This window comes from Alcaligenes sp. MMA, assembly GCF_020907215.1.
GTDB lineage: Bacteria > Pseudomonadota > Gammaproteobacteria > Burkholderiales > Burkholderiaceae_B > Alcaligenes > Alcaligenes aquatilis.
Genome location: NZ_JAJJPP010000002.1, coordinates 579,094 through 599,187, shown reverse-complemented (window position 1 = coordinate 599,187; position 20,094 = coordinate 579,094). Strand labels below are relative to the sequence as shown.

The following is a 20,094-nucleotide window of genomic DNA, read 5'->3' as shown; positions in this document are numbered from 1 at the left end:
CACGCCCTTACACTTATCGCCATGTCTAGTTCAAACACCCCCAATACCGAATTAACCGGCAGCCTGTCGCTGCGTACTGGCGAGCATACCTGGGGTAGCGCCCGCCGTATGGCCTTGCTGGCGGCGATCGCCGAGCAGGGGTCGATCTCTGCCGCCGCCCGCCATATTGGCATCAGCTACAAAGCGGCCTGGGACGCCATCGACATCATGAACAATATGGCGGGCGAGCCTCTGGTGCTGCGTAGCACCGGCGGCCATCGTGGTGGCGGCGCCACCCTGACGCCCAAGGCCATCGAACTGCTAGAGCTGTACCAAACCTACGACCGGCTACATCAACGCTTCATGAGCCGTATTGGTCGTTTAATGCCTTCCGTGGCTACTCAGATGGAGTTACTCCAAACCATGATCATGCAAACTTCGGCTCGCAACCAATTGCCCGGTATCGTTACCACGATCAAGACCGGTGCCGTCAACGACGAAATTCATGTGGATATTGGCCAGGGCCAAACCGTTGTTGCCTCCATTACGCGGGAAAGCACGGAAAACCTGGGCCTGCGTGAAGGGCAAAAAGTTCTGGCCTTTCTGAAAGCATCGTCAATCATGATTGGCACGGGCGACACCCGCAATTCGCTGTCCGCACGCAATCAATTACCCGGCACGATTACCGATGTCATCACCGGTGCCGTCAATGCAGAAGTCCGTCTGGAGCTGCCACAAGGCCTGACAGTGACCGCCAGCATCACCCTGGACAGCACCCAGCGTTTGCATCTGGAAGCGGGCCAATCCGCCTATGCTCTGTTCAAGGCATCCAGCGTAATGATTGCTACGCTGTAAGGGCTTCCAGATCCGCGCTGCGACAACACTCCAAGACGCGTCCGTCGCGAATGCGGTAGACCTCTTGGGCCAGGACTCTGGCATCTTCAGGATCGTGCGTAATCAAGATCGTGGGAATATCGATCTGGCTTTGCAACTGCGCCAGTTCAGCCCGCAAACGAACACGCAAATCCTGATCCAGGGCCGCCAAAGGCTCATCCAACAAGAGCAACTGAGGCTCAATCGCCAAGGCTCGCGCCAAAGCACAGCGTTGCTTTTGCCCGCCCGACAACTGGGCGGGGTAGCTACTTAATACCGACTCCAATTCAAACGCGTCTACCCAACGCTGGGCAGCCGCAGGCATGGCCCGCACGGAGCGGTTGAACAAGCCCCTGTTCAGACCAAAGCAAATATTCTGTGCGGCGGTCAGATGTGGGAACAGGCCGTAGTCCTGAAACAGGTACGCCACCCGACGCTCGCGCGGCTTCAGGTTGATGCCTTTTGCTGAATCAAAGTAGACCTGATCGCCAATCTGAATGCGGCCATGATCGGGCCGCAGCAAGCCCGCCACGCTTTGCACCGTCAAGGACTTGCCCGATCCTGATGGCCCATACAACGCAATATGACGAGCCTCGGTTTGAATCTGAATGTTCAATTCAAAATGACGAGCCTCGCTGACTACGGTGCGTTGAATCTGTACCTTCAGGCTCATTGCATCCCTCTTTTACGGCGTACGTGACGGGGTGACAAAGCACGGGTACTCCACAAAACCAGCACACAGGTAATCGAAATAATAGCAACCAGCACTAAAGCCTGCTGATCTTCCCCTGCCTGCACCGCCTCGTAAATGGCGATGGACATGGTTTGGGTACGCCCCGGTATGCTGCCCGCAATCATCAAGGTTGCACCGAACTCGCCCAAGGCACGGGCAAACGCCAGCAAAACCCCGGCCATAATGCCACGCGCCGCCAAAGGCAGGCTGACACGAAAGAAGATGGCCAAGGGCCTTAAACCCAACACACTGGCGGCATCTTCTAATCGTGGGTCCACATCCTCAAAAGCCGCACGCGCTGCCTTCAATATCATGGGAAAGGCCACGACTGTGGCGGCAATCACCGCACCCTGCCAGGTAAAGATCAGCTCTATCCCCATACTGGAGAGCCATTGCCCTACGGCACTACGCCGACCCAATAGAACCAGCAGGTAATAGCCGATAACCGTAGGCGGCAAGACCATGGGCAAGGTCAGGATGGAATCAAGCAGGTCACACCAACGCGACTGCCAGCGCGACAGCGCATAGGCAATGCCTATGCCCAATACACAAGCGAACAAGGTCGCCCAGCCGGCGACCTTGAGCGATAAGCCCAGGGGAATCCAAAATGAAGTCATCCGGCGATCAACATCCTATCAAGGCTTGGCAAAACCGTATTTTGCCAGCACTTGCTGCCCGGATTCAGACATGACGAAATCTTGAAAGGCCTGAGCCTTGTCACTACGGCCTTCACGCTGCACCAGAGCGATGGGGTAAGTGACAGGTTCAGTCGTCTTGAGCACCTCCAGCACGTGCACCTTGTCTTTCATGATGGCCGCGTCAGTCGCAAACACAAAACCGGCTTCCACCTCACCACGGGCGACGTAATCGAGCACCTGGCGTACGTTCTGACCCAGGATTTCTCGCTGTTTCACGGCATCCCACTGACCCGCTTTTTCCAAGGCAGCCTGGGTATAGCGGCCCACCGGCACCACGGCCGGGTTACCCAAAGCCACACGTTTGACATCTGCTTTGTCCAGATCACCCACGTTTGTCACATTGGCAGGGTTGTCGCTTGGCACAATCAGTACCACCTGATTCTGCACAAAATTCTTGCGGGTAGCAGGGTCCACGACCTGGGCTTCTTCCGCCTTGTTCATGGCCTTTTGGTCTGCCGAGGCAAACACATCGACAGGAGCGCCGTTGACGATTTGCTGCAGCACGACATCCGATGCAGCGAAACTGGTCAGCACTTTGGTGCCGGGATGCTCTGCCTCAAACTGGCCAGCCAGTTCCTTGAAGGCATTGGTCAGGCTGGCAGCGGCGGCAACCACCAATTCATCGGCTTGCGCAGTGCCTTGCAAAAACAGGGATAAGGCAGCGACCGATACGACTCGTTTGAACATTGTTTTCTCCTCCAGGACGGGTGTAACGAATGAGTATAATCAGGAAATATATATAGGTATATAGCGTATATCTACCCATCTGCTGAATGAAGCTCATCACCCCGGAGTGATAGCATGATGGCTTTCCTGCTTCATTCCGGCTCCCAGAGGCACGCTGACAGCCACGCTTTCCGAATTTTTCATCCCCATGACGCAAGCCAGTCTGATTTCCGATTTCATCACCATGCTCTGGTTGCAGGACGGCCTGTCCGCCAACACGCAGCAAGCGTATCGGCAAGACCTGGAGCGCCTGAGGGAGTGGGCTCAGCAAGAGCGCAAAGGCAAAGCGCTGGAGCAACTGCAAGCCAGCGATTTGCGCGAATGGATGGCCAGCCAGGCCGGTCAAAGCAAGGCCAGCACGGCCAACCGCAGGCTGGCCACCTTGCGTCGCTTTTACGATTGGACGGTGCAAGAAGGCATGCGGCAGGACGACCCCTGCCTGGAACTGAGCAGCGCCCGACAAGCCCCGCGTGTCCCGCATACCTTGTCTGAAGAACAGGTAGAGCGCCTGCTGGCCGCACCGGACATACATAATCCCTTGGGGCTGCGTGACCGCTGCATGCTGGAAACCCTGTATGCCAGCGGTTTACGCGTCACCGAACTGACCGAGTTGCCTTTGCAAAATCTGAGCCTGAGCGATGGCGTGCTACGCATAGACCAAGGCAAGGGTGGCAAAGACAGGCTGGTGCCTCTGGGGCAGGAAGCCTTGCACTGGATTGAACGCTATATGCAGCAATCCCGCCCTGCCTTGCTGGGCCAGCGTCGCAGCGATTTTGTATTTATTACCGGGCGCGGCACCTGCATGAGCCGCCAGTCCTTTTGGTTGATCGTCAAGAAATATGCGCTGCAAGCCGGAATTCTGGCCCCCTTGTCCCCGCACGTTTTACGTCACGCTTTCGCCACCCATTTGCTCAATCACGGGGCCGACCTGCGCGTGGTACAGATGCTTTTGGGCCACGCCGACATTTCCACAACCCAGATTTATACTCATGTGGCACGTGAGCGCTTGAAAGCCTTGCACGCAGCCCATCATCCACGCGCCTGAGCGCACTACCAAGATATGGCTAAAGAAAAACACGTCAGCGAAACACCGGCCACGCAGTGGCTACGTAAAAATGGCATTTCCTTTACCGAACATAGCTACAACTATGTCGATCATGGCGGAGCCATGGAAGCAGCAGCCCAACTAGGTCTGGACCTGCACCGGGTGGCCAAGACCCTGATCATGGAAGATGAAAGCGCCAAACCCTTGGTCATCGTGATGCACGGCGACCGAGAAGTCTCTACCAAGAATCTGGCTCGTCAAACGGGCGCAAAGAAAATCGCCCCCTGCAAGCCAGAGGTGGCCCAACGCCATTCGGGCTATATGGTCGGTGGCACCTCGCCTTTTGCCACTCGCAAAGCCATGCCTGTGTGGCTGGAAGAAGAACTGCTGGAGTTCGACACGATTTACATCAATGGTGGCCGACGCGGTTATTTGCTGGGTATCAATCCCCAGGTTCTGATCGACAAACTGGGCGCGCGCCCAGTACAGGCTGGCCTGGAAAAAGGCTGATCCCACTTAGCGGCAGGTATAAAAAAGACGGCGCTGTCAGCCCGTCTTTTTTATATTCCGCGCTTGCTTGAACCATCAAACGCCGCAATAAACAGCCTAGTTCTGCTCCCTGCACCACCACCACCACCACCACCACCACCACCACCACCACCACCACCACCACCACCACCACCTCCTCCTCCTCCTCCTCCTCCTCCTCCTCCCGCAACTGGAACTGGATAGCCGCGCACTGGCAACACTGTCCGCCCAGTCGCTTTTCACCAGACAAGGTGATTGCACCGCTTTGACATTTCGCCAGATAATTCAAATCTGAATAATAAGAGGGGACCCCATGTTTCAATCCTTGCGCCAGCCCGCCGTAATGACGGTGACTTTGGCAGCGGCTGGCATCCTGATGGTTACCATGGGGATACGCCAATCCTTTGGCCTGTTCGTCGGCCCGATTGATAAGGCAAGCGGCATGGGCATTATGTCCATCAGCTTTGCCATGGCCGTGGGCCAGCTTACCTGGGGGGCGATCCAGCCTATTGCCGGTGCCTGCTCCGACCGCTGGGGCCCGGACCGGGTTCTGATCGCGGGCCTGCTGATTCTGGCATTGGGCTGTGCAGTGACTCCCTTTATAGGCACAGGCCTGGGACTGACCTTGACCTTGGGCCTACTGGCCAGCGTTGGCTCGGGTGCGGCCAGCTTCTCTACCTTGATTGGCGCGGCCGCCCAACGAATTCCTGAGCACGCACGCGGCCAGGCCTCTGGCCTGATCAATGCCGGCGGCTCCTTCGGACAATTCGTCTTTGCTCCCGTCGTGCAAAAGCTGATCGGTTGGGTGGGCTGGATGTCGACCTTTTGGGTTCTGGCTCTGACCGCCCTGCTAACCCTGCCCCTGATCCGCAAACTAAGCCCTGGCAGCAAGGCCCAAAAGACAGCCGCCGCCCCCCGCCCCGCTCCTGTTAGCAGCGGTCCGGGACTGGCCGAGACATTGAAAAACGCCATGACAGATCGCAGCTACTTGCTGCTGAGCCTGGGCTTTTTCACCTGCGGTTTTCACATTGCTTTTCTGGTCACCCACCTGCCGGGGGAAATCGACCTGTGCGGACTGCCGCCTTCAGTAGCAAGCTGGTCCTTGGCCTTGATCGGCCTGGCCAATATCTTTGGCAGTATCGCCGCCGGTTCCTGCATTGCCCGCTGGCGCAGCAAATATGTGCTGGCACTAATGTATGCCTCGCGCGCCGTGCTGATCCTGTGGTACTTGATGATGCCTAAAACCGATCTGGTGTTTTACATCTTTGCCATCGGCCTGGGTCTGACCTGGCTGGCGACCGTGCCACCCACCGCCAATATCGTCGCCAAACTGTTTGGCACACGTTATCTGGCCACCCTATTTGGCTTGGCCTTGTTCTCGCACCAGATCGGCGGCTTTTTGGGGGCGTGGCTGGGCGGTATTGCCTTGACTCGGTTTGGTGATTACAGCTGGATGTGGTGGGCTGATATTGTGCTGGCCGTACTGGCTGCCATTGTCAATCTGCCGATACGCGAAGCCAAGATCAAGATGCAGACGGCTTAGGCGTCTCAGGAGTAAAACCCTGCTAAACCCCAGCAAAAGCTGCAGTCCCAAAAAGAACGCTTTTTAACGGCCCCTTCATCAAAAAGACCCGCCATCATTGGCGGGTCTTTTATTTGGCGTACACATACGTCCTCTTTGCACCGGAGCAATACGTCGCCCCACAACAGAGTTCTTAGAACATGGTGTTGCTATTGGCAGCCTGCTCCGGCACGGCCTGAATCACATCCCAATGCTCCACGATCTTGCCGTCTTGCACCCGAAAAATATCAATCACCGCCTGCCCCCGGTCAGCCTTGCCATTGGTCGAATGCACATGCAAATAGACCAGATCCCCATCTGCCGCACTACGCACAATCCGCGCACGAGACTGCGGGTTCTCTTTGAAATAACCACTAAAGTAGCCCACAAAAGGCGCCTTCCCGTCCGGCACTTCCGGGTTGTGCTGGATATAGTCCTGGGCCACCACTGTCGCCGCTTCCTGCACCTGATGCTTGTTAAAGAAGCTATCGTAAAAATTGACCACTAGCGTGCGATTGCTTTCTTCCTGAACCACATCACGAGTCGGCGAATTGGCAGCCAACGCTGCATTTGTGCTCAACAAGAAAGAGCCCGCCAATAAAACTGGAGATACCCATCGGATTGCACCTTTCATCAGCCCCACTCCTTGATCAATAACCTACGGTAAAGCGCTGGCGCGAATGGGCAGGATGTTCAATCTCGTCCACCAAAGCGATGGCGTAATCCTCATAAGAAATCTTGCTGCCTTGGTCGGAGACCAAAAGACTGTCTTGGCCCACACGGAATTTGCCCGTGCGCTGACCGGGACCAAACTCTGCCGAGGGCGACAAGAAAGTCCAATCCAGCTCTTTTTCCTGACGTAGCTGATCCAGAAAGGCAATGCCACCCAAGGCCTCGGTACGGTAGGCATCCGGGAAAGCAGGCTGATCAATCAATCGCTGACCGGGAGCCACTTCCAGACTGGCCGCACCGCCCACCACCAGATAACGCGGCACACCAGCCGCGCGAACTGCCGTGATCAGCTTGGAAGGATCCGACGAGGCGAAACGAACGGCGCTAATCGCCACATCGTGACCCCGCAGTAGCGCGATCAAACCGTCCAGATCATTCACATCACCCTGAACAGCCGTGACATTGGGCAGGCTGGCAATTTTTTCAGGATGGCGAGCAATCGCTGTCACTGTATGACCACGATCAGAGAGTTCTTTCAAAAGGCGCGAACCGACTTCGCCAGAAGCACCTATCAATGCAATACGAGACATAACCGCTCCTTGTGTGCTCAAATAAAGACCTGGTCTATAAAGTAGACCATTAAGCGTGATGCTAGACAGTTTTTTGACAGTCCACAAGAAGTCACGCCGGCCATACTAGGTCACACGGAAGTGACTATTGAACACAGGAGAGCAAGTCGCCATGTCCTCATCAAGCGCCACTACACAGGCTTGCAGCCCGATACAGGAAGAGTTCGAGCAACCTTGCCCCATCCGGGATGTGCTGGACCGAATTGGCGATCAATGGAGTCTGCTGATCCTGGAGTCCCTGGCACCGGGCACGCTGCGCTTTAACGAACTAAGTCGGGAAATCGGCGATATTTCCCGTCAGATGCTCTCGCGCACACTCAAGCGCCTGGAAACGGATGGGTTTGTACAACGAACCTTGTACGCAGAAGTGCCGCCACGCGTGGAATACACACTGACCGAACTGGGGCAGTCCTTTCTGGTGCCCATGCGGGAACTGGTGAAGTGGGCAGACATTCATCATGCGCGTATCTGTCAGGCACGCCGGGAATCCAAATCGGGCTAACAATAGCCGGATGCTCCCGGCGGCGCATTACGCCCCACCTCCTGTATTCACCAGCCCCGTTTGCAAGCAAGGCCTGAACAAGCGGTCCTACCCCTGCCCCGAATGCCAGTGCCCGCCCTAAACCTAAGCCGGAGGGGACGACGCCTTGTCAGCCCCAGGTCGACAACAAAAAAGCCGCATTACGCGGCTTTTTCTATCTACGGGAGCCAAGGCCTCAAGCCGCACTGGCTGGCAAGCCAAACACCCGGTCAAAGGTCCAGCTAAAGATAAAGGAGTAGATCAAGAAGAACACCAGAATGGCCACTTCCATCCGCAGCGCTTCCATCAAGCCAACCTGATACCACCACATATACAAAGGCACGATGGCAATCACCAGGCCAGCCTCAAAACTGACGGCATGCACGCTACGGCGCAACAGGCTGCGGCCTTTGACCGTTTGGCGAGACTCCCAATACTCAAAAGCGGTGTTGAACACGTAGTTCCAAACAATCGCAATCACCGAGATCGCGACGGCAATAGGTGCAGATTCAGAGGCCTTTCCACCGGCAAAATACGCCAGCAAGAAAGAAGAAAAAACAATGGCAAAAAACTCAAACAAACCCACGTAAAACACGCGGCGTTTCCAACCTTGGAGTGTCATGGCTAAGCTGCTTATGCGCACGCCCCTCAGCCCCAAGATCAAGGAGCCAAGAGAACAGTGCGATTAAAAATACGATGGCGGGCCCAGCAGGAATCGAACCTGCAATCTTCCCTTAGGAGGGGAAAGTTATATCCATTTAACTATGGGCCCGGCGGGCTTTTTGTGGAGTGGGCCCAAGCAGGCCAGACGCCACATACACGGCAGGAATTCAGGCTTTACAACATATAAGGGCAGATCCGACGCCTTTTCTTGTCTGCAAAAAACCGGGTGTTTTCCTGCCTGCTGCTACTGAAAGTGCTACAGCAAAAAGGCGGTTCAACCTACCTGTCCTGCCTCTGTGCGCTTGTCAGAAAAGCAGCCGCAAAGTGTACCAGCTAGACCGCAGAGGTGAAAGGTTTGAAACAGCTTCACAAAGCGGCCCCAAGATACGCCAGACAAGCCTAAAAGCATCCAGACCACGAATGACTCCGTAGTCCAAAAACCGCCTCAGCACCCAGTCTGGAAAGGTTTTCCCTACCTTGCCGCTTACTGAAAAAACCCAAGCCCCGCCCACAACGCCATTTTCAGCCCTTTTTAGGACAAACCCCAATCTAAATATGTTGTTAATATATTTATAAAATATTAATATCGATCCCATGCTCTGCCCCTGGCCGTCGGCCTCTGACAGAGCTGGACTATAAAAAAACCACTGGAGACAAACATGAATTCCAAACTTGTTGCATCCACCTTGGCTGGCCTGTTTTTACTAAGCGGCATGGCCTCGACACAGGCAGCCGAAATTAGCTGGCGCGTCCCGACTTCGGTTCCCGAAGGCTCCCCGTTTTATCAGAATTTTCTGGAGCGTTTTGCAAAGAACGTGAAACTCATGACGGGGGACCGTGTCGAGATTCAGCCCTTTGGAGCCGGAGTAATCGTTCCCGCCCTTAAAGTCTTTGAAGCGGTAGAAACAGGCGTGGTAGAAGCGGGCCACTCCACCTCCAGCTATCTGGTCAACCAGGACCCAGCCAATGCCATTTTTGCAGGGTATCCCGGCGGCATGGGGCCTGATGCCTATCGCGTCTGGCTCTATGAAGGCGGCGGCAAGGAAAAGCTGCAGGAACTACGTTCCAAAAATGGCCTGAAAACCATGATTGTGGGGCTGGGCTCCACCGAAGTGCTGGCGCACTCCAATACCCCAATCCGAACCGCTGAAGACCTGAAAGGGCTGAAGTACCGAACCTCCGGCGCCTGGGCCGATGTGATGAAAGACTATTTCGCTGCGGTTCCCACGGTTGTGCCTCCTGGTGATACCTACACCTTGCTGCAACGCAAAGGGGTCGATGCCGTGGAATGGGCAACTCCTTCTTCCAATACCCCAGAAGGTTTTCATCAGGCGGCCAAATACATCGTCGTACCGGGTGTGCACCAGCCTACTTTTATGTGGGAAGTCGTCCTCAAGCAGGAAACCTGGGACAAGGTGCCCGCCGATCTGCAGCCACTCATTGAGGCCGCCGCTGAGCTGACCACGCATCAATCGCTGGACTACTTCTATAACGCCGACATCAAGGCCATGGAGAAGTATCGCCAGGGACGCAACGAAGTCATCACCCTGGATCCGGCCTTCATCAAACAATTGGCCGAGGCTGGCAATGACTGGGTACACAAGAAAGCCGAGGCCCAGGCGCAGTCCGGCAACGACTACATGAAAAATCTGCTGGCGGACTACGATGGTTTTCTGACTCGTTGGCGCAGCGAGAGCAATTACCTGATCCGCGACTAAGTCCTACTTTCTGAAGGAGAGCTGCCATGCTGCAGCCTATTTCAAAACTGATCGACTTTGTTGCCCTTGTCAGTGCCAGGTTGGCGCAGTTGGCTGCAGCCATCCTGGTCACGGCCATGGTGTGGGAAGTCTTTGCCCGCTACGTGCTGCATGCGCCAACAGTCTGGGCCTTCGATATCGCGTACATGATGAACGGAGCCATTTTTCTGCTGGGCATGGCCTGGGTCATGCGTCAGAACGAACACATCAGCATTGATGTGGTTCGCAAGCACTTACCCAAGTCCTTTGCCCGTATTTCAGATGTAGTCCTGTACTTGCTGGTGCTGTTTCCCCTGTTTGCCGTATTGAGCAAAGTTGGCATCAACAAAGCCTGGATGGCCTGGAAGCTGAACGAAGTTGAAATGGTCAGCCCCTGGGCCCCCATGATGTGGCCGTTCTACGCCTGCATTGCCATTGGTCTGGTCGCCTTCACCTTGCAACTGCTGGCGCATGGCTTGCGCTGCACGGTCAACGGGCAAAGCCATACTGAGGTCGAGGTGAACCCATGAACCTATGGATTGCCGGACTGATGTTTCCCGCTCTGTTTCTGCTGGTTTTTCAGGGCATGCCCGTGGCGTTTGCACTGATCCTGCCGGCTTTTCTGGCGGGTTGGTACGCCTTTGGCCCCATGGTCTTTGATCAGATGTACGGTGCTCTGTATGGAGCGGCCACCAACCATATCCTGTCAGCGATTCCCATGTTTGTGCTGATGGGGGCGCTGCTGGAGCGTTCAGGTATTGCTGCCCGCCTGTTTCGCACCATGCAATTATGGCTAGGTGGTCTGCCAGGCGGGCTGGCCATTGCCACCATCGCCATGGCCGCCACCTTTGCCGCCGCAGCCGGTGTGGTGGGGGCGGTAGAGATCATGGTGGGGCTGATGGCCATCCCGGCCATGAAACGCTTTCGCTACAACAACTCCCTGATCGCCGGCACGATCTGCGCCGGCGGGTCGCTGGGCACCATGATCCCTCCGTCGGTGGTCGCAGTCGTCTACGCCTCCCTGGCACAGGTTCCGGTGGGAGAGTTATTTGCTGCCATGCTCTTTCCGGGCCTGTTGATGACCACGCTGTTTGTGGGCTACATCCTGATCGCCACCACGCTCAAACCGGAGCTGGGGCCTCGGGCGGACGACGAGGATATGCGCCGACCATTGGGTGAAAAAATCAGTATTACGATGCGTGGTCTGGTTCCCATGATGCTGCTGATCATCGCCGTTCTGGGCTCCTTGATGAAAGGGATTGCATCGCCCACCGAGGCCGCTGCCCTGGGCGCGGCAGCAGCCGCTGTCCTGTGCATTTTCTACCGTCAGTTCAACTGGGACGTTTTCAGTGGCGCATTACGGATTACGGTACGCATTACCGCGATGATCATGCTGATTGTGGCCGGGGGCACCATGTTTACCGGCGCCTTCGCTGCCAATGGCGGCGCCAAGCTGGTACACATGCTGACCAGTGATCTGGGCCTGGGCAGCACCGGTACGATCATTCTGTTTCTGGGTATCGTATTTTTGCTGGGCTTTGTGCTGGACTGGACTGCCAACGTCCTGATTTGCGTGCCGCTGTTCCTGCCCTTTATTGTGGCAACAGGACTGGATCCCTTGTGGTTTGGCGTCATGGTAATTGTTGTTATTCAAACCAGCTACCTGACACCGCCCCTGGCCTCTTCGATTTTTTACCTTTTGTCCATTGCCCCCAAAGACATGACATACGGACAAGTTTGTCGAGGTGTGGTGCCGTTTATTCTTGCTCAGTTGCTGACCCTGCTGATCGTCGCTCTGTTTCCGGCGATTGCAACCTGGCTGCCCCAGCAAGTGTCCGGCTTTTAACACCCTTTTTATATTGGAGTCTCTGTGAGTAGCGCCCCCATCCCTTCTTCTCGTGCCGCTGAAATCGCCTATCAAGCGATTGAGCAGTTAATTGCCACACTCAAACTGGAGCCTGGTCAGGCCATTGTGGAAAGTGATCTGGTGGAAATGACAGGTTTGGGGCGCACCCCCTTGCGCGAAGCCCTGATGCGCATGGTCGCCCTGGGATTGATCGAGCAGCAACCCCGCCGTGGTCTGCGTGTCAGTGAGATCCGTGTGGCTGAACATTTGACCCTGATTGAAACGCGCCGGGTTCTGGAACGCCTGATTGTGCAGGGCGCCGCCCGCTGGGCAAGCCCGGCGCAGCGCAGCGCCTTGCTCGGCCACGCCCAGGCCATGGTCGATGCCGCCAACGCCAAGGATATCGACGCCTATATGCTGGCCGATCAGCATTTGGACGAAGTCATCCACCAGGCCTGTCGCAACACCTTTGCTGTGCAAGCGGTCACGCCCATGATCGTTCAGTGCAGACGATTCTGGTACGCCTATCAATACGAAGGCGACCTGGAAGCCGGCGCCCAAGCTCATTTCACACTGGCTGAAGGCATCCAGGCTGGAAACCCCGACTTGGCCTTGCAAGGCTCTGAAACGCTAATGGCCTACCTTAGCGCCTTCACCCGCAAGGTCATTGAGTAAACCGATAGACCAACGACTAATAATCTGGAGACATCATGAATCTGAACGGAATTCTCGTTCCCATCGTTACCCCGTTTGACGCCAACAACCAACTAAATGAAGCCGCTCTGGAGCGCCTGGCCGAGTGCTTTATTGAAGCCGGCGTGGGTGGCATCGTGGCTTGTGGCACCACGGGCGAATACTACGCACTGAGCGCACAAGAGCGCCGCCGCGTGCTGGAGATTGTTGCCAACACCGGCCGTGGCCGTACAACACTGATTGCCGGCGTGAACTCCATGTCACCTGCCGAAGCCATCAGCCGAATCCGCGAAGCCGAGGAGTTGGGTTACGAAGCGCTGATGCTCTCCCCCACTCCTTACAGCCTGCCGGGCCAAAATGAAGTGGTGGCGTATTTCAAAGAAGTCGCCGCCGCCACCGAACTGCCTATCGTCATGTACAACTTCCCGGCACGCATCGGCATCCAGATCGAGCTTGAGTCCGTTTACGAACTGGCCAAGGTCAAGAACATTGTGGGTATCAAGGAGAGCAGCGGTAACTTCAGCCGGGTAGTGGCCATGGTCAATGCCAATCTGCCCGATTTTCAGGTGGTGTGTGGTTGTGATGACCAAGCCGCAGACTTCCTGTTCTGGGGCGTCCGTAGCTGGATCAGTGGCGGGGCCAATGTGTTTCCGGCCGAGCAGGTTCAAATGCTCAAAGCGGCAGAACAAGGAGACTGGGACAGCGTGCGCCGCATGATGGCCGCCATGCTGCCCGCCATTGCCGCCATGGAATCGGGTAACTACAACCAAAAAGCCAAACTGGGTTGCGTGCGTCACGGCATTGATGTCGGTTCGGTACGCCTGCCCCTGCTACCCGTCGACGCGCAGGAACGGGATGACTTCCTGGCACAAATCAACGCTTACCAAGTCGAACAGGAGGCTTGAATGTCTACACAGAAAGAGACGGTCTTTGAGTTGGCCCGCGCCGGCAAGCTGCACGCTTCCCATTTGATTCCTGGCCACCCAACCACGGCTGCGGGCTTGCTCGATAACATCAGCCCTATTGACCTGACCGTGATTGGCAAAATCGCCGCTGGCCAAGCCTCGGATGTAGAAGCGGCGGTCACTGCCGCACGCGCAAGTTTTGAATCCGGGCAATGGTCCGAGCTGTCTCCGGCTGACCGTAAGAAGATCATGCTCAAGTGGGTGGCCTTGTTGGAGCAACACGCTGAGGAACTGGCTGCGCTCGATTGTGTGGATGCAGGCAAACCCATTACCGAATGCCTGAACACCGATATGCCGGCCACCATCGACACCTTCAGTTGGTATGCGGAAGCGGCTGATAAATGTTTTGGCCGAATCTCCCCCACTGGCACAGAAGCACTGGGTTTGATCACCAAAGAACCCATTGGTGTGGTGGCCGCCGTATTGCCCTGGAACTTCCCGGCCCAGATGTACGCCTGGAAAGTGGCCCCAGCCCTGGTATGCGGCAACTCGGTGATTGTGAAACCATCCGAGCTGACCAGCCTCAGTGCCTATCGCATGACACAACTGGCGCATCAGGCAGGCATCCCGGAGGGAGCGCTCATTCTGATCACAGGCACAGGAGAAGAAGTAGGAGAACCGTTGGGACGACACGAGGACGTGGACATTGTGTCGTTTACCGGCTCCACCGAAGTGGGACGCCTGTTCCTGAAATACTCTGCGGAAAGCAATCTGAAAGAAGTCGTGCTGGAATGCGGCGGTAAAAGCCCCCAGGTCGTTTTTGAGGACGCCCTGCTGGACGAAGCGGTTCCCTCCATCTTGGCCGCCGCCTTCTGGAACATGAGCGAGAACTGCAGTTGCGGCTCCCGCCTGATCGTACACAGCAGCCTGAAAGACACACTGCTACACAAGCTCAAACAGGGCTTGGACTCCTGGAAAGTGGGCTTGCCTACCGACCCGGATGTGTCTATCGGACCGATGGTCGAAAAAGCGCACTTTGAAAAAGTGGCCAGCTTTCTGCAGAACCCCGGTAAAAACGCCCAACTGGTCCATGGTGGGCGTGTCCACAGTGACTTGGGCAGTGGCTGGTATATCGAACCCACCATCTTCGATCACATCACTCCACAAGACCGCCTGTTCCAGGAGGAAGTGTTCGGCCCCATCCTGGCCGTCACGACCTTCGAGACAGAGGAACAAGCCATCGCCTTGGCGAATGACACCCAATACGGCCTGGCCGCCTCCATCTACACACTGGATGTACGGCGCGCACAACGTGTCTCACGCAAGATCAAAGCAGGCACCGTGTCGGTCAATGGTTTTTCCGAAGGGGATATCACCGCGCCCTTTGGTGGCTTCAAACTGTCCGGTTTTGGCGGCAAGGACAAGGGAATGGAAGCCCTGGATCAGTACCAGCAAACCAAGGCGATCTGGTATGTGAATCAGTAATCCGCTCCTTGCGCGGCTCAGGCAGTAATAAGCAGGCCGCTGTACACGCCGCCCCCCCCCAAACTTCTGGACATGAAAGCGGGGGGCGGTTCTTGTCCGTGAGCGGATCCGGATTCTTGAGCCGGTATGACATCCTGCTTCCAGGTCTCGTCCGGCCCGCTCGGCATAGGGTGTTCACGATGTGACACTGGCCATCAGCCCGCAGCGGGCAAAACAACACTAGTAGAAAAAAGCCCCCCGCTCCAAAGGCACAGTCTTGTCGGTACACACCCGTTTCAGTTCCTGCGCGAACAACTTGTCCACCGGGCGCTGCTGACCGGCCACCCGTGTAAAAAGCGCGATCGGTGACAGCCCCCATTCAAAGGAATACGGCACGATGGCCACCCCGGATACCCGTACCAGTTCCTCGGCAATTTCAGTGGGAACCACGGAGACGGCCCGGGAGTGATTCACGATCAACTCACCGATCAGCTTGGGTGAAGACGTTTCCACGCTGGGCACAGGCTCGGGCAAGCCCGCGCGTAAAAACAGGTTGGCCACCTGCCGCCGCATGGGCGTACTGCGCGGCCCCAGAATCCAGTCCAGATCCTGCAACTGCGACCAGTCCAGCTTGCGACGTCCCAGTCGGCCTGCCAGTTCCCGACTGGCAATCAGACGCGGTTGCTGCGCGTACAAGGCCTCATGGCGCAGCCCTTTCATATTCAGATCCGCAGAGCTGCGCGCCACCACGGCATCCAGGGCATGATCACGCAGTTGTTCCAGCAGGGTTTCCGTCAAACCTTCGGTAATGCTGACAGAAACCACCTGTCCCTGAGGGCGGGTCGCCCGCAAGGCCGTAGAAACCAGTTTGCCGGACACAAAAGGAATCACACCCAGACGCAAATGCGCTTGCCGCCCCATGCTGTGCGCCTGCAAATCCAGACTCAACAATTCCATGTCCTGGACCATCGCCCGAGCGCGTGAAATCACGATCTGACCTTGGGGTGTTGCCTCCATGCCACGGGAGGAGCGCAAAAACAGCGGCGTGCCAAAAACTTGTTCCACCTCGGCCAGGGCCTGGGTCACCGCAGGCTGGCTCATCGCCATTAAATCCGCCACTTTGGTCAGCGACCCCAGGCGTTCGATCTCGATCAGCAAGGCCAAGTGGCGCAGCTTGAGTCGTTGCACCAAGCGATGCGCGATTTCGTTTGATTCCAAGCCCTTACCTCTATCCATAAGCATTTACTAATAGGGCAATAATAAGCCCTAATACCCGGGTCTGTTTAATTATCTACACTTGTTGAAAACCGGCAGTGACGCACTATTCGCCACGCCTTCCCTGGATTTCACCAAACCCCTGTTTGGCGCCTGAGCAAAAGGACACGCAATGAGTTCACCTGTAGATCGACAAGCCGCCCTGGATTACCACGAGTTCCCCATTCCCGGCAAAGTCACTATTGCCGCGACCAAACCTTTGGTCAGCCAGCGTGACCTGGGCCTGGCCTATTCCCCAGGTGTTGCTGCCGCCTGCGAAGAAATCGTGGTTGACCCACAAAATGCCTTCCGCTACACCGGCCGTGGCAACCTGGTGGGCGTGATCTCCAACGGTACTGCCGTGCTGGGCCTGGGCAATATCGGTGCCTTGGCCTCCAAGCCCGTGATGGAAGGCAAGGCCGTTTTATTCAAGAAGTTTGCTGGCCTGGATGTCTTTGATATCGAAATCAACGAAACCGATCCCGACAAACTGGTGGACATCATCGCCGGCCTGGAGCCTACCTTCGGGGGCATCAACCTGGAAGATATCAAGGCACCCGAGTGTTTTGAGGTTGAGCGCAAGCTGCGCGAGCGCATGAACATCCCTGTCTTTCACGACGACCAGCACGGTACCGCCATCTGCGTGTCGGCAGCGTTTCTGAACGGCCTGAAAGTTGTCGGCAAAGACATCAAGAAGATCAAAGTCGTGACCTCCGGTGCCGGTGCGGCCGCTTTGGCGTGCCTGGACCTGATGGTGGACATGGGTCTGCCCGAAGAAAACGTCTGGGTAACGGACATTGATGGTGTGGTCTACAAAGGCCGCCCTGGCCACCAAGTGCCCGAGCTGGCTCGTTTCGCCAAAGAAACCGAGGCCCGCAAGCTGGCGGACGTCATCGAAAACGCCGATGTGTTCCTGGGCCTGTCCGCCGGCGGTGTGCTGAAAGCTGAAATGCTGCAAAAGATGGCAGACCGTCCTTTTGTGATGGCGCTGGCTAACCCCACCCCCGAAATCCTGCCTGAAGTGGCCAAAGCCGCCCGCGACGACGTGATCATGGCAACTGGCCGTTCGGACTTCCCGAACCAGGTCAACAACGTGCTGTGCTTCCCCTACATCTTTCGCGGTGCGCTGGATGTGGGCGCCACCACGATTACCCGTGGCATGGAAAAAGCGGCTGCCCGCGCCATTGCTGCTCTGGCCGAAGAAGAGCAAGACGAAGCAGTAGCCGCAGCCTACGGTGGTTATGGACTGAGTTTTGGCCCCGAGTACCTGATTCCCAAACCCTTTGATCCCCGTCTGATCGTGCGTATCGCCCCCGCCGTGGCCCAGGCGGCCATGGAAGAAGGCGTGGCAACCCGCCCTATCGCCGATCTGGAAGGCTACATTGCCAAGTTGCAACAGTTTGTCTACCACTCCGGCGCATTCATGAAGCCCGTTTTTGCCATCGCCAAGCAACTGGTGCGCGAAGGCGGCAAGGCTCGCATCGTCTTTACCGAGGGCGAAGAGGAGCGTGTGCTGCGTGCCGTACAAGTGATTGTGGATGAGAAATTGGCTCACCCGATTCTGGTGGGCCGCCCTGCCGTACTGCTGTCCCGCATCAAGAAATTCGGTCTGCGCCTGCGTTTGGGCGTGGATGTGGAAGTGACCAATCCAGAATCAGACGACCGCTTCCACCAGTACTGGACCACCTATTGGGAAAAAATGTGCCGTCGCGGGATCAGCAAGGAAATGGCTCGCGTGGAAATGCGTCGCCGCCTGACGCTGATTGGCGCCACCATGGTGCACCTGGGCGATGCCGATGGCATGATTTGCGGCACAATCGGCTCCTACCACAACCACCTGCGCTACATCGACGAGATGATCGGTCGCAAGCCCGACTCCAGCGTGTACGCCGCCATGAACATCCTGCTCCTGGGCGAGCGCACGCTCGCCCTGACCGATACGCACGTCAACGACGACCCGAATGCGCAGGAAATTGCGGAATACACGATTGAAGCGGCCCGCATGTTGAGCACGCTGAGTCTGGAACCCAAGGTAGCCCTGCTGTCGCGCTCTAACTTCGGTTCGGATTCAGCCGCCTCCGGCCCCAAGATGCGCGAAGCGCTCAAGCTGATTCACGAACAGGCACCGGACCTGCAAGTAGAAGGCGAAATGCACGCCGACTGCGCGCTGGACGAGGCCCTGCGTAGCCGCACCTTGCCTAACTCTTCGCTGACAGGCTCTGCCAACCTGCTGGTCTGCCCGAACGTGGATGCCGGCAATATCAGCTACAACCTGCTCAAAACCGCCGCCGGCAGCAACGTCGCCATTGGCCCCTTCCTGATGGGTGCCAATGCTCCTGTGCATATTCTGACTTACAGCTCGACCGTACGCCGCATCATCAACATGACAGCCCTGACCGTGCTGCAAGCCAATCGTGGCTAAGCCTTAGGGCTGACATAAAAAACCGGCCTGCAAAGGCCGGTTTTTTTATTACTACCTCTGATTCAAACCTTATTCCAGCTTGATATTGCCTTTCTTGACCACGTCGTGGGCCCAGTCGTACTGCTCTTTGATTTCCTTGGCGAACTCTTCAGGCGAATTACCCGAAGGTGTTGCTCCCTGCTTTTCCAGGGCAGCAATAATTTCAGGCTTTTTCAAGGCCTCAACAGCGGCTGCATGCAACTTGGCAACAATTTCAGGAGGCGTACCCTTAGGGGCCAGCAGACCATACCAGGCTGGACTATTTAGCTGCGGGTAACCTTCCTCAGCCAGGGTCGGCACATCTTTGAGCACAGGCAGACGTTCGGGCCAGGCAATCGCCAGGGCGCGTAAATTACCAGCCTGAATCTGAGCCATGGAGGAAGGCAAGTTATCAAACATGGCGTTGATCTGGCCACCAACGGCATCGGTCACAGCAGGACCGGAGCCCCGGTAAGGCACATGGACGATGTCTGTGCCGGTTGCCAGCTTGAAGGCTTCACCAAACAAGTGCAACACCGAGCATGTCCCGGAGCTGCCATAAGAATATTTACCGGGATTCGCTTTCAACTGCTGCACGAACTCTTTGAAGTTTTGTGCCGGAAATTTGGGATTGACCTCGATCACGTTGGGCAGGTTGGCAAAGTTGCTGACCGGCAAAAAGTCTTTCAAGGGATCATAGGGCAGATCATTGGGACGGCAGGCGGGGTTCACGGCCAAGGTCGAGACAGTCGCGATCGACAAGGTGTAGCCGTCAGGTTTAGCGCGAGCCGCCTCTGCCGCTCCAATAGCGCCACCGGCACCACCCTTGTTTTCTATCACCATGGACTGACCCAACACTTCGCTCATGCCCTTGGTCACAATACGCGCCACAATATCGGTGGAGCCACCGGGCGCAAACGGAACAATGACGCGAATCGCCTGATTAGGGTAATCCGCTTGAGCGTGCGCGACATTGGCCGTGCCGATCATGGACAAACTTGCACAAAGGGATAGCAGTGCAAATTTCTTGGGAAACTTCTCTATCATGGGAACATCTCCTCTTTCGTCTTTTTGTAGATCCATCCCCTGGGTAAGGGGAACCAAACAATAATAGCGCAGCTAATCCCCA

21 protein-coding genes and 1 tRNA gene are annotated in these 20,094 nt (G+C 56.5%); 12 read left to right on the top strand and 10 right to left on the bottom strand.

Annotated features, from left to right (window positions below):
* Positions 1–21: 21 nt before the first annotated feature.
* Positions 22–834, top strand: a complete 813-nt coding sequence (locus tag LNA76_RS11260; RefSeq protein ID WP_094195821.1) for a TOBE domain-containing protein — start codon at positions 22–24, stop codon at positions 832–834.
* On the opposite strand, the gene LNA76_RS11255 is transcribed toward LNA76_RS11260, so the two are convergent.
* From LNA76_RS11255 to modA, 3 genes are read right to left on the bottom strand one after another with little or no spacing between them, the layout of a single operon-like run.
* Positions 824–1,525, bottom strand: a complete 702-nt coding sequence (locus LNA76_RS11255) for a sulfate/molybdate ABC transporter ATP-binding protein (protein WP_108728001.1) — start codon at positions 1,523–1,525, stop codon at positions 824–826. The genes LNA76_RS11260 and LNA76_RS11255 overlap by 11 nt on opposite strands.
* On the bottom strand, positions 1,522–2,202 hold the full coding sequence (modB, locus tag LNA76_RS11250; RefSeq protein ID WP_094195819.1) for a molybdate ABC transporter permease subunit: 681 nt from the start codon (positions 2,200–2,202) through the stop codon (positions 1,522–1,524). The genes LNA76_RS11255 and modB overlap by 4 nt, the downstream gene beginning before the upstream one ends.
* A gap of 18 nt (positions 2,203–2,220) precedes the next feature.
* Positions 2,221–2,970: a molybdate ABC transporter substrate-binding protein gene (modA, locus tag LNA76_RS11245; RefSeq protein ID WP_094195818.1), complete on the bottom strand. Its 750-nt coding sequence runs from the start codon at positions 2,968–2,970 to the stop codon at positions 2,221–2,223.
* A gap of 187 nt (positions 2,971–3,157) precedes the next feature.
* Here modA and xerD point away from each other — a divergent pair, with 187 nt between their 5' ends.
* Positions 3,158–4,054, top strand: a complete 897-nt coding sequence (xerD, locus tag LNA76_RS11240) for a site-specific tyrosine recombinase XerD (RefSeq protein ID WP_094195817.1) — start codon at positions 3,158–3,160, stop codon at positions 4,052–4,054.
* 15 nt (positions 4,055–4,069) lie between these two features.
* Positions 4,070–4,564: a Cys-tRNA(Pro) deacylase gene (ybaK, locus tag LNA76_RS11235; RefSeq protein WP_094195816.1), complete on the top strand. Its 495-nt coding sequence runs from the start codon at positions 4,070–4,072 to the stop codon at positions 4,562–4,564.
* On the opposite strand, the gene LNA76_RS11230 is transcribed toward ybaK, so the two are convergent.
* Positions 4,497–4,904, bottom strand: a complete 408-nt coding sequence (locus tag LNA76_RS11230; protein ID WP_230019089.1) for a hypothetical protein — start codon at positions 4,902–4,904, stop codon at positions 4,497–4,499. The genes ybaK and LNA76_RS11230 overlap by 68 nt on opposite strands.
* Between LNA76_RS11230 and LNA76_RS11225 the strand changes: the two genes are divergently transcribed.
* Positions 4,896–6,125 carry an MFS transporter gene (locus tag LNA76_RS11225; RefSeq protein WP_125277012.1) on the top strand — a complete coding sequence of 410 codons (1,230 nt, stop codon included), beginning with the start codon at positions 4,896–4,898 and terminating at the stop codon, positions 6,123–6,125. The genes LNA76_RS11230 and LNA76_RS11225 overlap by 9 nt on opposite strands.
* 172 nt (positions 6,126–6,297) lie before the next feature.
* Here the strand turns inward: LNA76_RS11225 and LNA76_RS11220 are convergent, their stop codons facing one another.
* Positions 6,298–6,777, bottom strand: a complete 480-nt coding sequence (locus LNA76_RS11220; RefSeq protein WP_166727024.1) for a nuclear transport factor 2 family protein — start codon at positions 6,775–6,777, stop codon at positions 6,298–6,300.
* 16 nt (positions 6,778–6,793) lie between these two features.
* On the bottom strand, positions 6,794–7,405 hold the full coding sequence (locus LNA76_RS11215; RefSeq protein WP_230019088.1) for an NAD(P)-dependent oxidoreductase: 612 nt from the start codon (positions 7,403–7,405) through the stop codon (positions 6,794–6,796).
* 151 nt (positions 7,406–7,556) lie between these two features.
* Here LNA76_RS11215 and LNA76_RS11210 point away from each other — a divergent pair, with 151 nt between their 5' ends.
* Complete coding sequence (locus tag LNA76_RS11210) at positions 7,557–7,946, top strand: winged helix-turn-helix transcriptional regulator (protein ID WP_230019087.1); 390 nt, start codon at positions 7,557–7,559, stop codon at positions 7,944–7,946.
* Between the two features lie 214 nt (positions 7,947–8,160).
* Here the strand turns inward: LNA76_RS11210 and LNA76_RS11205 are convergent, their stop codons facing one another.
* Together LNA76_RS11205 and LNA76_RS11200 are read right to left on the bottom strand one after the other, a co-directional pair.
* Positions 8,161–8,586 carry a PACE efflux transporter gene (locus LNA76_RS11205; RefSeq protein ID WP_094195811.1) on the bottom strand — a complete coding sequence of 142 codons (426 nt, stop codon included), beginning with the start codon at positions 8,584–8,586 and terminating at the stop codon, positions 8,161–8,163.
* A 75-nt stretch (positions 8,587–8,661) separates the two neighbouring features.
* Positions 8,662–8,736, bottom strand: a tRNA-Arg gene (locus LNA76_RS11200).
* A 550-nt stretch (positions 8,737–9,286) separates the two neighbouring features.
* Between LNA76_RS11200 and dctP the strand changes: the two genes are divergently transcribed.
* The 6 genes from dctP to LNA76_RS11170 are packed head-to-tail and all read left to right on the top strand — an operon-like array spanning position 9,287 to position 15,292.
* On the top strand, positions 9,287–10,345 hold the full coding sequence (gene dctP / locus LNA76_RS11195) for a TRAP transporter substrate-binding protein DctP (protein WP_094195810.1): 1,059 nt from the start codon (positions 9,287–9,289) through the stop codon (positions 10,343–10,345).
* Between the two features lie 26 nt (positions 10,346–10,371).
* Entirely contained in the window at positions 10,372–10,893 is a 522-nt protein-coding gene (locus LNA76_RS11190) for a TRAP transporter small permease subunit (protein WP_230019086.1), read from the top strand.
* Entirely contained in the window at positions 10,890–12,209 is a 1,320-nt protein-coding gene (locus LNA76_RS11185) for a TRAP transporter large permease (RefSeq protein ID WP_230019085.1), read from the top strand. The genes LNA76_RS11190 and LNA76_RS11185 overlap by 4 nt, the downstream gene beginning before the upstream one ends.
* 24 nt (positions 12,210–12,233) lie before the next feature.
* Positions 12,234–12,884 (top strand): GntR family transcriptional regulator, encoded by a 651-nt coding sequence (locus tag LNA76_RS11180; RefSeq protein WP_230019084.1) that lies wholly within the window; start codon positions 12,234–12,236, stop codon positions 12,882–12,884.
* Positions 12,885–12,919: 35 nt separating this feature from the next.
* Positions 12,920–13,807: a 4-hydroxy-tetrahydrodipicolinate synthase gene (gene dapA / locus LNA76_RS11175; RefSeq protein ID WP_230019083.1), complete on the top strand. Its 888-nt coding sequence runs from the start codon at positions 12,920–12,922 to the stop codon at positions 13,805–13,807.
* Positions 13,808–15,292: an aldehyde dehydrogenase gene (locus LNA76_RS11170; protein WP_230019082.1), complete on the top strand. Its 1,485-nt coding sequence runs from the start codon at positions 13,808–13,810 to the stop codon at positions 15,290–15,292. It abuts the gene before it with no gap.
* 219 nt (positions 15,293–15,511) lie between these two features.
* Here the strand turns inward: LNA76_RS11170 and LNA76_RS11165 are convergent, their stop codons facing one another.
* Positions 15,512–16,507 carry a LysR substrate-binding domain-containing protein gene (locus tag LNA76_RS11165; RefSeq protein WP_094195804.1) on the bottom strand — a complete coding sequence of 332 codons (996 nt, stop codon included), beginning with the start codon at positions 16,505–16,507 and terminating at the stop codon, positions 15,512–15,514.
* Between the two features lie 151 nt (positions 16,508–16,658).
* Here LNA76_RS11165 and LNA76_RS11160 point away from each other — a divergent pair, with 151 nt between their 5' ends.
* Positions 16,659–18,947, top strand: coding sequence for an NADP-dependent malic enzyme (locus LNA76_RS11160; protein WP_094195803.1), 2,289 nt, complete (start codon positions 16,659–16,661; stop codon positions 18,945–18,947).
* A gap of 69 nt (positions 18,948–19,016) precedes the next feature.
* On the opposite strand, the gene LNA76_RS11155 is transcribed toward LNA76_RS11160, so the two are convergent.
* A complete protein-coding gene (locus tag LNA76_RS11155; RefSeq protein ID WP_230019188.1) occupies positions 19,017–19,955 on the bottom strand; it encodes a tripartite tricarboxylate transporter substrate binding protein BugE in 939 nt (312 codons plus the stop codon).
* Positions 19,956–20,094: the final 139 nt, after the last annotated feature.

What these genes read in the sequence shown, in the direction of transcription:
- LNA76_RS11220 (WP_166727024.1), bottom strand. Translation starts at nt 6,777, where the DNA reads ATGAAAGGTGCAATCCGATGGGTATCTCCAGTTTTATTGGCGGGCTCT.
- LNA76_RS11225 (WP_125277012.1), top strand. Translation starts at nt 4,896, where the DNA reads ATGTTTCAATCCTTGCGCCAGCCCGCCGTAATGACGGTGACTTTGGCA.
- LNA76_RS11160 (WP_094195803.1), top strand. Translation starts at nt 16,659, where the DNA reads ATGAGTTCACCTGTAGATCGACAAGCCGCCCTGGATTACCACGAGTTC.
- LNA76_RS11190 (WP_230019086.1), top strand. Translation starts at nt 10,372, where the DNA reads ATGCTGCAGCCTATTTCAAAACTGATCGACTTTGTTGCCCTTGTCAGT.
- xerD (WP_094195817.1), top strand. Translation starts at nt 3,158, where the DNA reads ATGACGCAAGCCAGTCTGATTTCCGATTTCATCACCATGCTCTGGTTG.
- LNA76_RS11170 (WP_230019082.1), top strand. Translation starts at nt 13,808, where the DNA reads ATGTCTACACAGAAAGAGACGGTCTTTGAGTTGGCCCGCGCCGGCAAG.
- LNA76_RS11260 (WP_094195821.1), top strand. Translation starts at nt 22, where the DNA reads ATGTCTAGTTCAAACACCCCCAATACCGAATTAACCGGCAGCCTGTCG.
- LNA76_RS11210 (WP_230019087.1), top strand. Translation starts at nt 7,557, where the DNA reads ATGTCCTCATCAAGCGCCACTACACAGGCTTGCAGCCCGATACAGGAA.
- ybaK (WP_094195816.1), top strand. Translation starts at nt 4,070, where the DNA reads ATGGCTAAAGAAAAACACGTCAGCGAAACACCGGCCACGCAGTGGCTA.
- modB (WP_094195819.1), bottom strand. Translation starts at nt 2,202, where the DNA reads ATGACTTCATTTTGGATTCCCCTGGGCTTATCGCTCAAGGTCGCCGGC.
- LNA76_RS11155 (WP_230019188.1), bottom strand. Translation starts at nt 19,955, where the DNA reads ATGATCGGCACGGCCAATGTCGCGCACGCTCAAGCGGATTACCCTAAT.
- LNA76_RS11215 (WP_230019088.1), bottom strand. Translation starts at nt 7,405, where the DNA reads ATGTCTCGTATTGCATTGATAGGTGCTTCTGGCGAAGTCGGTTCGCGC.
- LNA76_RS11205 (WP_094195811.1), bottom strand. Translation starts at nt 8,586, where the DNA reads ATGACACTCCAAGGTTGGAAACGCCGCGTGTTTTACGTGGGTTTGTTT.
- modA (WP_094195818.1), bottom strand. Translation starts at nt 2,970, where the DNA reads ATGTTCAAACGAGTCGTATCGGTCGCTGCCTTATCCCTGTTTTTGCAA.
- dapA (WP_230019083.1), top strand. Translation starts at nt 12,920, where the DNA reads ATGAATCTGAACGGAATTCTCGTTCCCATCGTTACCCCGTTTGACGCC.
- LNA76_RS11185 (WP_230019085.1), top strand. Translation starts at nt 10,890, where the DNA reads ATGAACCTATGGATTGCCGGACTGATGTTTCCCGCTCTGTTTCTGCTG.
- LNA76_RS11165 (WP_094195804.1), bottom strand. Translation starts at nt 16,507, where the DNA reads ATGGATAGAGGTAAGGGCTTGGAATCAAACGAAATCGCGCATCGCTTG.
- dctP (WP_094195810.1), top strand. Translation starts at nt 9,287, where the DNA reads ATGAATTCCAAACTTGTTGCATCCACCTTGGCTGGCCTGTTTTTACTA.
- LNA76_RS11255 (WP_108728001.1), bottom strand. Translation starts at nt 1,525, where the DNA reads ATGAGCCTGAAGGTACAGATTCAACGCACCGTAGTCAGCGAGGCTCGT.